This window comes from Wenjunlia tyrosinilytica (assembly GCF_014646055.1).
GTDB classification, from domain to species: domain Bacteria; phylum Actinomycetota; class Actinomycetes; order Streptomycetales; family Streptomycetaceae; genus Wenjunlia; species Wenjunlia tyrosinilytica.
This window is the reverse complement of record NZ_BMMS01000039.1, coordinates 16438-30677: the sequence shown is the minus strand read 5'-3', so window position 1 is coordinate 30677 and position 14240 is coordinate 16438. Positions and strand designations below refer to the sequence as shown.

9 protein-coding genes and 2 CRISPR repeat arrays (1 of these 11 running past the window's edge) are annotated in these 14240 nt (G+C 69.3%); all 9 genes read left to right on the top strand.

Annotated elements, in window-relative coordinates; translation table 11 throughout:
* The first annotated feature begins 1139 nt into the window (after positions 1-1139).
* The 9 genes from IEY86_RS36975 (at position 1140) to cas2e (ending at position 12600) form a co-directional block, all read left to right on the top strand.
* On the top strand, positions 1140-1772 hold the full coding sequence (locus IEY86_RS36975) for a hypothetical protein (RefSeq protein WP_229698914.1): 633 nt from the start codon (positions 1140-1142) through the stop codon (positions 1770-1772).
* A gap of 340 nt (positions 1773-2112) precedes the next feature.
* A CRISPR array of direct repeats spans positions 2113-2507; the repeat unit is 28 nt; unit sequence GGAACATCCCCGCACGCGCGGGGCCGAC.
* 136 nt (positions 2508-2643) lie between these two features.
* Positions 2644-5604, top strand: a complete 2961-nt coding sequence (gene cas3, locus IEY86_RS31120; protein WP_189135258.1) for a CRISPR-associated helicase Cas3' — start codon at positions 2644-2646, stop codon at positions 5602-5604.
* 237 nt (positions 5605-5841) lie between these two features.
* Positions 5842-7575: a type I-E CRISPR-associated protein Cse1/CasA gene (gene casA, locus IEY86_RS31115; RefSeq protein ID WP_189135257.1), complete on the top strand. Its 1734-nt coding sequence runs from the start codon at positions 5842-5844 to the stop codon at positions 7573-7575.
* Positions 7576-7642: 67 nt separating this feature from the next.
* Positions 7643-8254 carry a type I-E CRISPR-associated protein Cse2/CasB gene (casB, locus tag IEY86_RS31110; protein WP_229698913.1) on the top strand — a complete coding sequence of 204 codons (612 nt, stop codon included), beginning with the start codon at positions 7643-7645 and terminating at the stop codon, positions 8252-8254.
* Between the two features lie 140 nt (positions 8255-8394).
* Positions 8395-9549 (top strand): type I-E CRISPR-associated protein Cas7/Cse4/CasC, encoded by a 1155-nt coding sequence (cas7e, locus tag IEY86_RS31105; RefSeq protein ID WP_189135256.1) that lies wholly within the window; start codon positions 8395-8397, stop codon positions 9547-9549.
* Positions 9546-10415: a type I-E CRISPR-associated protein Cas5/CasD gene (cas5e, locus tag IEY86_RS31100; protein WP_189135255.1), complete on the top strand. Its 870-nt coding sequence runs from the start codon at positions 9546-9548 to the stop codon at positions 10413-10415. The genes cas7e and cas5e overlap by 4 nt, the downstream gene beginning before the upstream one ends.
* A gap of 5 nt (positions 10416-10420) precedes the next feature.
* Positions 10421-11230, top strand: a complete 810-nt coding sequence (cas6e, locus tag IEY86_RS31095) for a type I-E CRISPR-associated protein Cas6/Cse3/CasE (protein ID WP_189135254.1) — start codon at positions 10421-10423, stop codon at positions 11228-11230.
* 3 nt (positions 11231-11233) lie between these two features.
* Positions 11234-12325, top strand: a complete 1092-nt coding sequence (gene cas1e, locus IEY86_RS31090; RefSeq protein WP_189135253.1) for a type I-E CRISPR-associated endonuclease Cas1e — start codon at positions 11234-11236, stop codon at positions 12323-12325.
* Entirely contained in the window at positions 12322-12600 is a 279-nt protein-coding gene (cas2e, locus tag IEY86_RS31085; protein WP_189135252.1) for a type I-E CRISPR-associated endoribonuclease Cas2e, read from the top strand. The genes cas1e and cas2e overlap by 4 nt, the downstream gene beginning before the upstream one ends.
* Positions 12601-12766: 166 nt before the next feature.
* A CRISPR array of direct repeats spans positions 12767-14240; the repeat unit is 28 nt; unit sequence GTCGGCCCCGCGCCTGCGGGGATGTTCC; it runs 384 nt beyond the window's last position.

The window sequence follows — 14240 nt, the reverse complement described above, 5'->3', positions numbered from 1 at the left end:
GGGCTCCTTGCCGTCCAGTTTCCGGAAAGAACGGCGGTCCTCATTTTGCATGACGTTGCTGCCGTCCGCCAGCTTTGGCATGGCCGGATGGTTGACCTTTCGCTGTCGGATCAGTCACGTGTACAGGCGCCCAAGCCTCACAGTGAGGCCCGGCACGGCCGATTCACCCAGATCCGTCGCTTTTGGTGCCAGCTGACAATCGAGCCCTTGGCGGCCCTCGTGCCATCGAGCGTTCGACAGCTCGTCGCACAAGGTTTGAGTGTCTGTTCGGGGCCCCGGACAGACATGTCGAGGGCGAATGGCCTGCCGTCGACCGGGGCGGGCCGATGAGTGCCGTGGCGGTGCAGGCCGCGTTGGGGCAGGTGCCATCCCTACGCTCCGAGGCAGGGGCGGTCGGCGTGCTGCCCGGGTTGTGGGTGCCGGAGTCGGCTCAGTGGGTGTCGACGACGTCCGGACGGATCGCGGTGGATGCCTACTCATGGATACAGGCAGTCCACTGGGTGGCCGGGTCGGGTCTGTACGAGCCGCGCCGGCATCGGTCGCACGGGCCGCGTAGCTTCGGGCCGACGACGGTGCGCGTCGCCCAGGAGCTCGCGGAGCTGTCCCCGTGCCGCCCGGGCATCGAGTACCTGAAGCGCCGTACGGGCCTGTCCGAGCGGGCAGTGGAGTACCACCTGGCGATGCTGCGGGAGACAGGACTGCTCGCCTATGTGGTGCGTGGGACCCGGGTACGCGGCGAAGCCGCGCGGGCGTCGGAGTTCGCGCGGATGACCCCGATGGAGTTCGACGTCGCCCTGGGCGTGCGTACGGTGGGTGAGGGAACGACGCGGCGGATGACTGGGATCGCGGAGGCGGGCCGGGAGTTGATGGCGAAGCTGGCGAACAAGGCGGCCCGGAAGGTCCGTAGGCCGCGCTCGAAGACGTCCTCGAAGGCCCCCGCGAAGGGCGCCCGGAAGGGGACTGGCAGGGCTGTTGTGACTAGTGTTTCGGCAACATCGCGTTGCACCCTAATGGAGGGTATTCCAGCAAGCCTTTCCACTGCCGGTACTACTGTGTTGCCCCCTGAGAGCAAGCGCGCGAGCGGGCGAAGCAAGTCCCCCATCCCGAAGAGGGGCAAGCGTGGCCGGAAGCTCACTTCAGTGGGGCGCCGTTTCCAGCTGGCTTCCGAACTGATCCGCCAGGTGCCGTGGATGGGCCGTGCCTCGGTGCCCCGGATCGCCTGGATCCTGCGGGAGGTCTCGGACGCCGGATGGACGGCGGAGGAGGTCATCGCGTTCCTGGACTGCCGCGACGTCCCTGCCCGGGTGGACCGCCCGTCGGGGTTCCTCGCCCAGCGGCTGAACGGCGCGGTGGCACTGTGGCCGGACGCCGACGGCCGCACCCGGGCCGTCCAGGCGTACCGGGACTCTCGCCGCGCGGAGCAGGCCCGCCACCAGGAGTGGGAGGGCGACTGGGAAGCTCCCCGCTGCATGGCCGTCCGTCGCCTGGTGGCCGAGGCGCTCGCCCCCCTGGCACAGCCTCACGACCAGGGACCGGCGCTGCCCGAGCTCGCCAGTATCGAGGACCTGAGCCCGCAGGACCTGGCGGAAATGCGGGCAACGGCGCTCGGCGAGTTCATGGCGGGCGATACCACGCTTGTCACGACCACCCTCGACACCCTCGGACGCGCCGCCGCTGTACACATCTACGGCGCTGACCTGGTTCAGCGCGTTCTCAAGCTGGCGAACAGCAGCTCGATGATGACCGTCGGATACGCGGATAGGAGGCAATGATGACCAAGTCCACGAGCGCCACCACCAACGAGCAGCCTGCACCGACGCAGTCCGGCGTCGCCCCGGCTGGCCATTGCCTTCCAGCGGAAGACCAGACAGCTGGCCCTGCACCCGGACTCGCCCGCCTACGCGACCCAGCCCCGGCTCGCCTGGCATCATCGCCCTCTGCTTCCCGCTGGCGTGGGACCGACAGGGAAGAACGGGAGGACCCGGACGCTCGGACCATCCCCGCAGGCGCGGGGCCGATCCGACGCGGCGCCGCGGTCCGTGGTGCATGGCGGACCATCCTGGCTGGCTCGGGGACGACGTACAAGGACCGGGCCTGAGACGGTCGCTGCTGGGACCATCCCCGCACGCGCGGGGCCGACGGAGTTCGGCAATCTCCTAGTCGGGGACACCGCGGAACATCCCCGCACGCGCGGGGCTGACTGCCTCCAATGGGCCCTCGACACAGGCGAGGAAGGAACATCCCCGCACGCGCGGGGCCGACCTGCTGGTGCGCAGGGTGCTGCCGCGGAATTTCGGAACATCCCCGCACGCGCGGGGCCGACGGGTCGTGACCTTTGTGCTGCCGAACGTCGTTGCGGAACATCCCCGCACGCGCGGGGCCGACCCCGGGTCCAGGATCGGCGCGCCCTCCGGCCCCGGAACATCCCCGCACGCGCGGGGCCGACTACATGTACGTCAGCTCGGGCACGGCGATTCGGGGAACATCCCCGCACGCGCGGGGCCGACACTTGCTGACCTGCCCTTCTATACGCGACCAGCGCCGATCTCATTCAGCAACCATCCCCGCTTGCCGGTGAGGTGGGAGGCATTGTCAGTGGTGAGGTCTAGGGTGCCCAACTAGCGTACAGAGCTAGGGAGAGACATGTTACAAAGCCCCGCGCCCGATAGCGGTTCGGACATCCTGAGGGCCCTCGGCGTTCTGTGGGGGAAGTCCGAGGAGAAGGCCGGCGGGACGAAGAATCTGCTGATGTCGCATCTGCTGGATACTGCCGCAGTGGCCGAGCGGATGTGGGACGGTTTCCTGGCTCCGTCCACGAAGCGCATGTTGGACGACGTGGCCGGCGGGATGGGCAGAGGGCGCAGATTCTTTGCTTGGCTTTGTGGGGTGCATGACTGCGGGAAGGCGACGCCGGCCTTTCAGCGGATGTGGCCGAAGGGTGCTGCGGCGGTTCGTGCGGCGGGGCTGGACTGGCATGAGCCGACGGTTGCGCGGCACCGGTGGCGGCATGACCGGGCGGGCGGGTATCTGCTGCGTGCGCTCCTCCCGGAGGTCGGGTGGCGTGATGAGCATGTGGCCTGGATTTGGCCGCTGGTGGCGGGGCATCACGGCGTGTTTCCGGACGAAGGGGCCCTGAAGCCGAGTGCTAAGGCCAGGGGCCGGTTGGCCGGTGACAGTCGCTGGGCACTGGTGCAGCGGGCCTTGGTGGAGCGCTACACGTCGGAGCTCGGCTTCAGCAGTCTCGCGGCGGCGGCCCCCGTGCTGGTTCCGTCGCGGGCTACCCAATTGCATTTGAGCGGGCTCATCGTGATGGCGGACTGGATTGCCAGCGATGAGGAGCACTTCGATGGTCTCGACGAGTTGTCGAAGGTGTCGCTGGAGGGCGCGCGGAAGCGGGCCGGCCGGGCTTGGGCTGCGCTTGGCCTGCGTGGGGGCTGGGGGCGTCTCGTCGAGCCGGGGCCGGAGGCGTTCAAGGACCGGTTCGGTCAGGATCCGCGTGCTTCACAGACGCTAGTGATGGAGACGGCGCGGCAGATGGCGGGTCCGGGTTTGCTGGTGGTCGAGGCGCCGATGGGGGAGGGGAAGACGAAGGCCGCTTTGTTGGCGGCGGAGATCCTGGCGGCGCGGTTCGGCGCGGACGGTGTGTTCGTGGGGATGCCGACGCAGGCCACGAGCGATCCGATGTTCGGGCAGGTCAGGAAGTGGGCGGGCGGCATTGGCGGGGAGTTGGCGTCGCAGGTCGCTCTGCTGCACGGCAAGCGGATGTTCAACAAGGAGTGGCGCGGTCTTGTGGAGGGGGCGCGGGACTCAGAGGCGCGGTTCGGTGGGGTGGATGAGTACGGGGACTGCTGTGACGACGATCCGTACGGCGCTGGGGTGGCTGAGGTACGGGGGAGTTCGGCGCAGTCGGCGTCGCGGGGGCCTGCGGAGTGGTTCCTCGGTGCCAAGCGTGGGCTGCTGTGTCCGTTTGTGGTGGGAACGATCGATCAGTTGCTGTTCGCTGCGACCCGTACCAAGCATGTGATGCTGCGTATGGCGGGGCTGGCGGGCAAGGTTGTGGTCCTCGATGAGGTGCACGCTGCGGACGTCTACATGTCGCAGTTCCTGAAGGAAGGGTTGCGCTGGCTGGGTCAGGCGGGGGTTCCGGTGGTGCTGCTGTCTGCGACACTGCCGCCCCGGCAGCGTCGGGATCTGGTCGACGCGTATCTGTCGGGGGCCGTCGGCTGTGAGGAGTTCATGGCTGAGGATCTCTGCGATCCGCAGGGGTATCCCTCGGTCACTGCGGCGTGGATGGCGCCGGACGGTAGCGGCCCGCGTTTCGTTGTCGAGGACTGCGACAGCTGGCGTAAGGACCTGGATGTCGAAGTCGAGCTCATGCCGGAGCGGATTCCCGCTCGCCATGCTGCCCGCGAGCAGCGGCGGGCACTGCAGGCGGCGGCCAACAGCATGGTCGTTGCATATCTGGGCCGGGAGCTGGCGGACGGGGGGTGTGCGCTGGTCATCCGGAACACTGTCGACCGGGCGCAGTCCCTCTTTACCGAGCTGCGTGGGTGGTTCGGTGAGGAGGTGATGTTGCTGCACGGGCGGATGGCTGTGGGGCCGCGGGCCGAGCGGGCGGAGGAGTGCCTGCGACTGCTCGGTGCACCTGGTGGTGAGGAGGGGGTGGAGCGGCCGTCGCGGCTGGTCGTGGTCGCCACTCAGCTTGCTGAGCAGTCCTTCGATGTGGACGCGGATCTTTTGGTTACTGATCTGGCTCCGATCGACCTGCTGCTTCAGAGGATCGGTCGTCTGCACCGGCACGCGGATGTGCGTCGTCCTGGCCGGTTGGGTGTGCCGCGTGTGGTCATCACGGGTTTTTCCGGAGGGGAGGGAGCGGTGGAGCCGGATGGCGGAGAAGGGGTCACGGCGGGGTTCGGCGGTGCCGTGCCGCGGTTCCTGGGTGCGTCCGAGTTCATCTACGGGCGGTACCTGCTGTTGCGTGCAGCCGCTCTGCTGCCCGAAATCGTAGGTGGTGAGAGTCGTTGGAGGGTTCCAGGGCAGGTGCCCGAGCTCGTCGCGGCCGGTTACGGCGGCAGCGTTGAGGGCGTTCCGGCGGCTTGGCTGGAGGATGTGGGGTCGGCGCGTCGGCGGTGGGAGGGCGAGCAGCGTGACCGGGCCGCCAGGGCTGCTTCCTACGTGCTGACCCGGCGTGGTGACAGGGAGGGCGCGACGTTGTCCGGTCTGCATTTTGCTGCCGTGGCGGGTGCGGGTGGTGATGCTGGCTTGGATGCGGTGGTACGGGACGGTGATCGAAGTGTGGAGGTTGTCGTTGTGGTGCAGGAGGGTGGGGTGTACCGGACGCTGTCGGGACGCGCTTTGACGGTGAATGGCGATGTGGCCGAGGACCTGTTGGAGGAGGTTCTGGGTGGGACGGTGAGGCTTCCTGCGCGTTACACGGCGGAGGCGTCCAGGGAGCTTGTTCCGCTGCCTGGCTGGCTCGGTCATCCACGGCTGCGTTACAGCCGGGCCCTGGTCCTGGACTGGCGGCGGGGTGCTGTCCTTGCGGGACGCTGTCTGCGCTACGACGACGATCTCGGTCTGGTGGAGGACGGCGTGGCCGGCTGAGCGTGGGGGAGTGGTCGCGGGGCGGTGCGAGATTCCGCGACCGCCCCGCGTCCCCGCGCGTGCGGGGCCGATCCGCCACGCAAGACGTAGAAGCGGAAGATCCCCGGTGCCCACCCGCACTGCGGGTGGGCGTCGTCCGGGGCCGTTGTCAATTCTCGCATTTGTCCTCCTCGGCGTGGCCGGTCGTGCAAAGCTGCTGCCGCTTCGGGAGACGGAGAAGCTTGAGGGGAAGCCGAGTTGTGCAATTTATTGGATGAAGCGTGGCTGTCGGCGAGCGTGGTGGACGGCGTCTTGGGGACGGGCCCCAGCGGGTTCGGTGCGGTGGCGGAAGTGGGTGTACGGCAGCTCCTTCTGGACGCCGACAAGTTCCAGGATCTCGTGGTTGACCTCCCCACTCAGAAGCCGGCGATCTTCCGCCAGCTGCTGCTGCCCATCGTCGTGGACGCTCTGGGACGGCCTGCGAACGCCGAGGAGTGGGCGGCGATGTTCAGGGCCGGAGCCTTCTCCGTCGGCCAGTGCCAAGCCCTGTCGGACTACATGGACGAGCATCGTCATCTCTTTGACCTGTTCGACTCCGTGAACCCCTTCGCGCAGGTTTCGGGTCTGCACACCGCGAAGAAGGAGACCAAGGGATCAGCCCTGCTGGTGGCCACCGCCGCCACGGGCAACAATGTGCCGCTGTTCTCCTCCCGTACCGAGGGCGATCCGCTGGAACTGACCCCGGCGCAGGCCGCGCGATGGCTGCTGCACACCCACTGCTGGGACACGGCTGCCATCAAGACCGGGGCAGTGGGGGACCCGCTGGTCAAGGCCGGCAAGACGACGGGGAACCCGGTTGGTCCCTTGGGCCAGTTGGGCGTCGTCATGCCCGTGGGGCGCACTGTCTTCGAGACCCTGCTGCTGAACATCCCCTTCGGGCAGGCATTGCTCTCGGACGATCTGCCGCAGTGGCGGCGGCGTGCGACGCAGGGAAAGGTCGAGGACACGCTCTCGTGTGCCACGCCCGTCTGGCAGACTCGCGCCTCCCGGGGACTGCTGGACCTGTGGACCTGGCAGTCGCGGCGCGTCCGGCTCGTCCCTGAGCAGACCTCGGCTGGGGTGCGGGTGACACGGGTCATCGTCGCTGCCGGTGACCGGCTGCACTCCACGCCCGATGACGAACCGCACACCGCGTGGATCATTGACAGTCCTGCCTCGCGCGCCAAGAAGACCGGCAAGAAGTCCGGGAAGAGCGCAGCAGCGCCTCCGGCCCGGCCTCGTCGGCACCAGCCCGGGCGGGCCGCCTGGCGCGGTCTCGAGGCGCTGCTGTCCCTGGAGCGGGTCGCCGACCAGCGGGAGGCGACTTCCACCCGCTCCGGTTTCCACACCAGCGTCCTGCTCAGTCGGCTCAGTGCGGTGAGGGATCAGATGCCGCAGGGGTATCCGCTGCAGGTGGAGCTGACCGGTATCGCCTACGGCAACCAGTCCGCTGTGATCGAGGACGTCTTCTTCGACGAGCTTCCGCTGCCGCTGACTGCGCTGGACCCGGACGGCATCGTCTACGGCTCCCTCGTGGAGGCGGTGGATCAGGCGGAGAAGCTCGCCGGCGCGGTGAACAACCTCTCGGCGGATCTGCGGCGGGCGGCCGGTAGCGAACCGATCCCCTGGGACAAGGGGCAGCGTCCGGGCGACACCCTCTTGCATGCTCTTGATCCGTTGATGCGGCGTCTGCTGGCGGGGCTGCGGAAAGTGGGCGAGGACTTCGACGAGTCCGAGCGGGGTCTTGCGGCGTGGGAGGACAAGGCTGGCCAGGAGACGTGGCAGGTGGCTGAGCAGGTCTTCTCCACCGCAGCGCCGGGCCTGTTCACGGGCCGGAAAATGACCAAGGACGGCAAGGAGCACGTCTACCGGCTCAGCACGGCCGAGCGCGGCTTCCGCGACCGCATGGATGCGATCCTCACCCGCCGCGCGGCCCGGCGTAAAACGGCCTGACCGCTCGCCGCAGCGGCTGCCAACGACTCCAAAGACCGATGGCCTTCCACCGGAAGGGTGAAACGCTGTGCCCACCATCCCTCAGCCCGACAACACCGCTGCCCCCGTGCGCCGTTACTGGGGTCAACGCGTCAAGGACGACGGCACCTGGCGTATCGACAGCAGGAACGGAAGGCAGATGGAGGCCCCCGGGGAAGACCTGGCCGCTTTGCGCTCGGGCCTGGGGCAGAGCGCCGGGACCGTGCCCGCGCTGTGGCCGTTCTACACCAGCGTGACCGACGGGCGGGTCACGCCGGAGCTCGAGGCCGAACACGCGGCCCTGTCGCTGTACGGTCTGCACCAGCAGAGCGAGCGCCGGCCCATGCACAAGCGCGGTGTGCGGGTGGGGGCGGCCCTGCGCGCCCTGCACCGCAGCGAACGCTTCAGCGAAGAGGCCGTGGACCGCCGGGTCGCGGCCGCCGTGAACACCACCTCTGTGCCGTCACTGGTGTACCGGTTGCGTGGCCTAATCGCCCAGCTGCGCTCCATCGGGCAGCCGTTGGACTACGACCAGCTGCTGAGGGACATCAAGGACTGGCACCACCCCGAGTCGCGCAGACGTGTCCGTCGCGCCTGGGGCCTGTCGTACCACTCCTGGGCTTCGTCGGCGGACAACAAACCTGCCCCGAAAGCCGACTAGAGGTGCCGGAGACCCCCATGAGGTCTCCCCCGTGGACGCACCCACACGCTGACGGCGACACGCAGACGGTCGCCTCGCACCCGTGGTCCCGCTGAGGACCGCCCAACCACCGCACCCGCCGCCCGAACCCGGAGGATCCCATGGCGATCACCGTGCCCCGCACCTACGTCGATGTTCACATCCTGCAGACCGTGCCCCCGGCCAACGTCAACCGCGACGACCAGGGCAATCCCAAGGAGGCATACTTCGGCGGCGTACGCCGTTCCCGGGTCTCCTCCCAGGCATGGAAGCGCGCCACTCGCATCCACTTCACCGAGCGGGTGCCCGAGCAGGATCTGGCGACGCGCACCCGGCGCATGAACGCCGCGCTCACCGACCGGATCGCCGAGCGCACCGGCCTGGACTCCGAGCCGTCGGCCCGCCTGGCGAGCGCCCTGCTGGCACCGCTGGGGATCAGCGCCGGAAAGAAGGAAGGTGACACCGCGTACCTGTTCTTCTACGGCCGCCGTCAGCTCGACCAGGTAGCCGCTCTCGTCCACGGCAAAGCAGCGCAGCTCGCCGCTCTGGATGACGCAGAGCTGGCCGCCGAGGTCAAGAAGCTGGCCGTGCAGGAGAAGTTCAGCACTGGCCACCCCATGGACGTCGCCCTGTTCGGGCGCATGGTGGCCGACATTCCCGCCCTGAACGTCGACGCCGCCACGCAGGTCGCCCACGCCCTGTCCACCCACGCTGTCGAGCTCGAGTTCGACTACTTCACGGCCGTCGACGACGAGGCCAAGAAGGGACAGGAGACCGGCGCCGGAATGATCGGCACCATCGGCTTCAACTCCGCCACCCTCTACCGCTACGCAACGGTCGGCGTGCACCAACTCCTGCACAACCTCACGGACGAGGAGGCGGCCGTCACCGCCGTCGAGGAGTTCGTGACCTCCTTCGCCCGCTCCATGCCCACCGGCTACGGCAACTCCTTCGCGCACCGCACCCTGCCCAGCCTGGTCGCCGTCGTGGTGCGCGCCGACCAGCCGGTCAACCTCGCCTCAGCCTTCGAGGAGCCGGTTACCGGCACCGCGGGCATCGCCGCGCAGTCCGCCCGCCGCCTGGCACGTGAGCACGCCAAAGCCACCGGTGCCTGGGGCGACACCCCGACCTTCACCTCCCTGTGCCACACCTTCGCCGATGACGGACAGACCGCGGAGCTGCTGGAGGCCACCTTCGGACCGGCGGTCGCCTTCCCGGAGCTCCTGACCAGTCTGCGCGGCCACCTCACCGATGCCGCCAAGCAGGCTGCCCGATGACCCGCCCCGCACCGGCCCCATCGCCCCATGGACGCGACGACGGCCAGGCGGTACTGCTGCTCCGCCTGGCCGGGCCACTGCAGTCATGGGGCTCACGCAGCGCCTTCAACCGTCGCGAAACCCGCCCGGAGCCCACCAAATCCGGAGTGATCGGCCTGCTCGCCGCCGCCGCCGGACTCGCCCGCGAGGATCCACTCGACGAATTGCTGCCGCTGCGCCTGGGCATCCGCGTCGATCAGCCGGGGACTCTTCTGCGGGACTACCACACCGTCAGCGACTACCGGGGCCGTCCACTGCCCCAAACCGGTGTGTCCGGCAAGGGCATCCAGAAGCCGACCTCCCCCGCGAAGCACACCCACGTGACGACCCGCTACTACCTCCAGGACGCGGTGTTCGTCGCCGCCCTCGCGGGCCCTCGCGCACTGCTGACCACCCTGGGGCAGGCAGTCCGGGCCCCCGCGTTCCCGCTCGCGCTGGGCCGACGATCCTGCCCGCCCACCCAGCCGCTCTTCCTGGGCGTGCACGAGGGAGGCCTCGAAGAGATGCTGCGCGAGAAGCGCTGGCAGGCATCCCGCCGAACCCACGAGCTCTATGCCGCCCAACGCGGCCGCGAACGAGGCCTCGGCCGCCCCCTGTACCCGGCGCGCATCGACCGCTCCGTCACCCTGGAAGATCCGGAAGGCGACGACGTCCTCCACGACGCCCCCCTCTCCTTCGACCCGCACGCCCGCAGCTTCACCAGCCGACGAGTGCGGCACGGCTGGCTGAGCATCCCCACGGACTTCCCTCCTCCCGACGACCCCACCGTCGACGACCACGACCACGACGACGCCGGACACGATCCCTTCGCCCTGCTGGGCTGGTGACCTCCATGACCTACCTGTCCCGCATCCGCATCAACCCCCTGCGCGCCGAGAGCCGCCGACTGCTCGCCAGCCCACGCGCCATGCACGGCGCCGCCATGGGAGGCATCCCCGGGGCCCCGGGCGGCGGACGCGTCCTGTGGCGGCTGGACGCGGACAACCCGCACCGTCCGCACCTGTTCGTCCTCACCCGTTCCAAGCCCGACTGGACCCATGTCGTCGAACAGGCCGGCTGGCCCGATGCCGAAGGAGAGCACGCCGCCGTCCGTGACTACGCCCCTCTCCTCGCGCAAATCGCAGCCGGACGAGAGTTCGCGTTCCGCCTGACCGCCAGCCCCGTCCAGAACACGCAGTCCCCGGCCGACCCCACCCCTGCACAGGCCGCTCACCTCGCCGCCAACACCGATGCCAAACGGGTACGCGGCTTCAGGATGGGCCATCGCACCGCAGCCGCTCAGCTCGACTGGTTCCTGGTCCGTACCGAACGATGGGGGTTCACCGTCCCCGCATCCCGCACCGACCACCCTGCCCCCGGGCTCGACCAGTCGGCCGCGCAGGATCCCCCGACGGCGGATGCGGCGCGTTGGGAACGCAACCCCGCGCGGGAGGTGCGTATCACCGACCGCCGTCGGCATTCCTTTGCCAAGAGCGGCGAGGCGCGGCGCCACGTGACCTTCCACAGCGCCACCTTCGAAGGCCGTCTCCGCGTTACGGACCCAGCCGTCTTCACCTCCCGCCTCCTGGAAGGGATCGGTCCCTCGAAGGCATACGGCTGCGGTCTGCTCACCCTCGCTCCGCTCCCGGGACGAAAGGGCTGAGGCGTGGCAGACATCTGGTGGAAGGCCGATCCGCACGACCTGCACCGCATCGTTGATCGCGTCTCCAGCGTCTACGTCGAGCGCAGCCACCTCGACCGTGACGAGAACGCCGTCGTCATCATCAACAAGCGGGAGACGGTCCGCGTACCGGCCGCCATGATCGCCGTCCTGTTGCTGGGTCCCGGCACCCGCGTCACCCACGGCGCGATACGGCTGTTGGCAGACTCCGGCACCGCTGTGTGCTGGGTCGGGGAGCAAGGCGTCCGCATGTACGCGGCCGGCCTCGGGCCCAGCCGGGGCGCGGGTCTGCTGCACCGGCAGGCGTGGCTGGTCACCCGACCCAAGGAACGCCTCGGTGTCGCCCGCGCTATGTACGGCCTCCGGTTTCCCGGTGAAGACGTCTCCAAGGCGACGATGCAACAACTCCGCGGCCGCGAGGGTGCCCGCTTCCGCAAGCTCTACCAAGAGCACTCCCGGCGCACCGACGTCCGCTGGGACGGCCGTGTCTACAAGGCAGGTGACGCGTTCGCTGCGGGCGACGACCTCAACCGCCTGCTGTCCGCGGCCAACGCCGCCCTCTATGGCATCTGCCATGCCGTAGTCGTCGGACTTGGCGCCAGTGCCGGACTCGGCTTCGTCCACACCGGCTCCGCCGTCTCCTTCGTTCTCGACATCGCCGACCTGTACAAGGCCGAATACACCATCCCACTCGCCTTCGACCTCACGGCGAAGGGCCTCACCGAGGAACGTGACGCCCGCATCGGCCTCCGCGACAGGATTGCCGAAACCAAGCTCCTCGGCCGCATCGTCCAGGAGGTCAAAACGCTCCTCACGCCGACAGGAACCGACTTCGATACCCCCGAGACCAGCGAACTGTGGGACGAGCGCCTCGGCGCGGTTCCCGGAGGCGTCAACTGGGCCACCCACGCACCGGCTGATCCGGCAACTGCCTCTGCCTCCGCAGCGCCCGACAACGACGCGGAGGCCGACCGCGGCACTCCTGCCCCCTTCGCTCCGGCCGATATGGGGCAAGAGCACATCACGATCATCGGACCTGAGTTCGATGACCCCGCATCCTCGGAACCCTCCGGATGACCGTCATTGTCCTGATTGCCGCCCCCGAGGGCCTGCGCGGCCACCTCACCCGGTGGATGGTGGAAGTCAACGCCGGGGTCTTCGTCGGCAACCCCGGCCGCCGTATCCGCGACCGCCTCTGGGAACTCATCGCCACCCGCATCGGCGACGGCCAGGCGGTCCTTGTAGAGCCTGCATCCAACGAACAGGGCTGGGCAGTCCGCACCGCAGGCCACGACCGCTGGCGGCCCGTGGACTACGACGGCCTCATTCTCTCCGCACGGAGCAGGCGTTGATCGTTTCCGCCGGGATCATCGTATGGATGCGCAGGAAACTGGAATAAGTAAGACCCCTACAGCTTCTTGGCCACGGACGCACTGGGGCCCCACCGCAGCCCGTGGTCTCGACATCCAACTGAATGAAATCACCATCGACTGCAGGCAAAGGCGCAGGTCATCTAGTGTCGGCCCCGCGCCTGCGGGGATGTTCCTTCCTGCCCGTACGACCGCCTGACGGCCCGGGTGTCGGCCCCGCGCCTGCGGGGATGTTCCTCGGGGTCATGGTCCCCGACGTGGCCGTGTGCGGTCGGCCCCGCGCCTGCGGGGATGTTCCGCAGACATGACCGGCAGCCGCAGCAAGCAGGACGTCGGCCCCGCGCCTGCGGGGATGTTCCCTTGTTGTAGTTCAGTCCGTGCTCTTCGTTGAAGTCGGCCCCGCGCCTGCGGGGATGTTCCGCCCGAGGACTGGACGGACGCCCTGGCGTCCCGGTCGGCCCCGCGCCTGCGGGGATGTTCCCACCACCGCCCCCGACGGAACCCACCTGTACCTGTCGGCCCCGCGCCTGCGGGGATGTTCCTCCCATGCCGTGCAGCTTGATGTGGCGGCTGAGGTCGGCCCCGCGCCTGCGGGGATGTTCCGGCGATGGAGGGCACGAAGCGGTGGCGCCACCCGTCGGCCCCGCGCCTGCGGGGATGTTCCACGTCCTGCGGGACGCGGAGGGCGAAGTGATCGGTCGGCCCCGCGCCTGCGGGGATGTTCCGGCGGGGTGGCATCAGCCGCGGAAGAAGGGCGAGTCGGCCCCGCGCCTGCGGGGATGTTCCGATCTCGCAGTTGGAAGAGTTCAGTGCGCTCATGTCGGCCCCGCGCCTGCGGGGATGTTCCGTTCGTTGCGGTGGTGCTTGACCGCCTCTTCGAGTCGGCCCCGCGCCTGCGGGGATGTTCCGGTCCCCGAGCCGGACATCAGCTCCTCCGGGCTGTCGGCCCCGCGCCTGCGGGGATGTTCCGCCGGAGCCGACGACGGCCGGAGCCGAGAAGAAGTCGGCCCCGCGCCTGCGGGGATGTTCCGAACGCGTGAGCGCCCTCAGACGCCCCCGCCCCGTCGGCCCCGCGCCTGCGGGGATGTTCCGCCTTCGGCGATGGCGAATGCCGAGGGCTGGCGGTCGGCCCCGCGCCTGCGGGGATGTTCCGCCCGAGCGCACCACGTCCAGCACCATCAACGAGTCGGCCCCGCGCCTGCGGGGATGTTCCCCAGTGGCGGAGAGAGATCCGCACGACGGAGCGGTCGGCCCCGCGCCTGCGGGGATGTTCCCGGATTTGGCGCTCCACGAATGCGCGCGGCAGAGTCGGCCCCGCGCCTGCGGGGATGTTCCCGGTGACCATAAGGCCGGGCTTTTTGACGGGCGGTCGGCCCCGCGCCTGCGGGGATGTTCCGCCGCGCGGCTGGGTGACGCGCAGGATGCTGCGGTCGGCCCCGCGCCTGCGGGGATGTTCCCGAGCAGGATCAGGACGGAGACGCGCGCGCCCGGTCGGCCCCGCGCCTGCGGGGATGTTCCCCTCTGTCTCAAGTCCTCGACGCGCAATCTCGCGTCGGCCCCGCGCCTGCGGGGATGTTCCTGATCTTGGGGGAAGATCATCTCCCCGGGTGATGTCGGCCCCG

What these genes read in the sequence shown, in the direction of transcription:
- cas7e (WP_189135256.1), top strand. Translation starts at nt 8,395, where the DNA reads ATGGCGATCACCGTGCCCCGCACCTACGTCGATGTTCACATCCTGCAG.
- cas2e (WP_189135252.1), top strand. Translation starts at nt 12,322, where the DNA reads ATGACCGTCATTGTCCTGATTGCCGCCCCCGAGGGCCTGCGCGGCCAC.
- cas3 (WP_189135258.1), top strand. Translation starts at nt 2,644, where the DNA reads ATGTTACAAAGCCCCGCGCCCGATAGCGGTTCGGACATCCTGAGGGCC.
- cas5e (WP_189135255.1), top strand. Translation starts at nt 9,546, where the DNA reads ATGACCCGCCCCGCACCGGCCCCATCGCCCCATGGACGCGACGACGGC.
- cas6e (WP_189135254.1), top strand. Translation starts at nt 10,421, where the DNA reads ATGACCTACCTGTCCCGCATCCGCATCAACCCCCTGCGCGCCGAGAGC.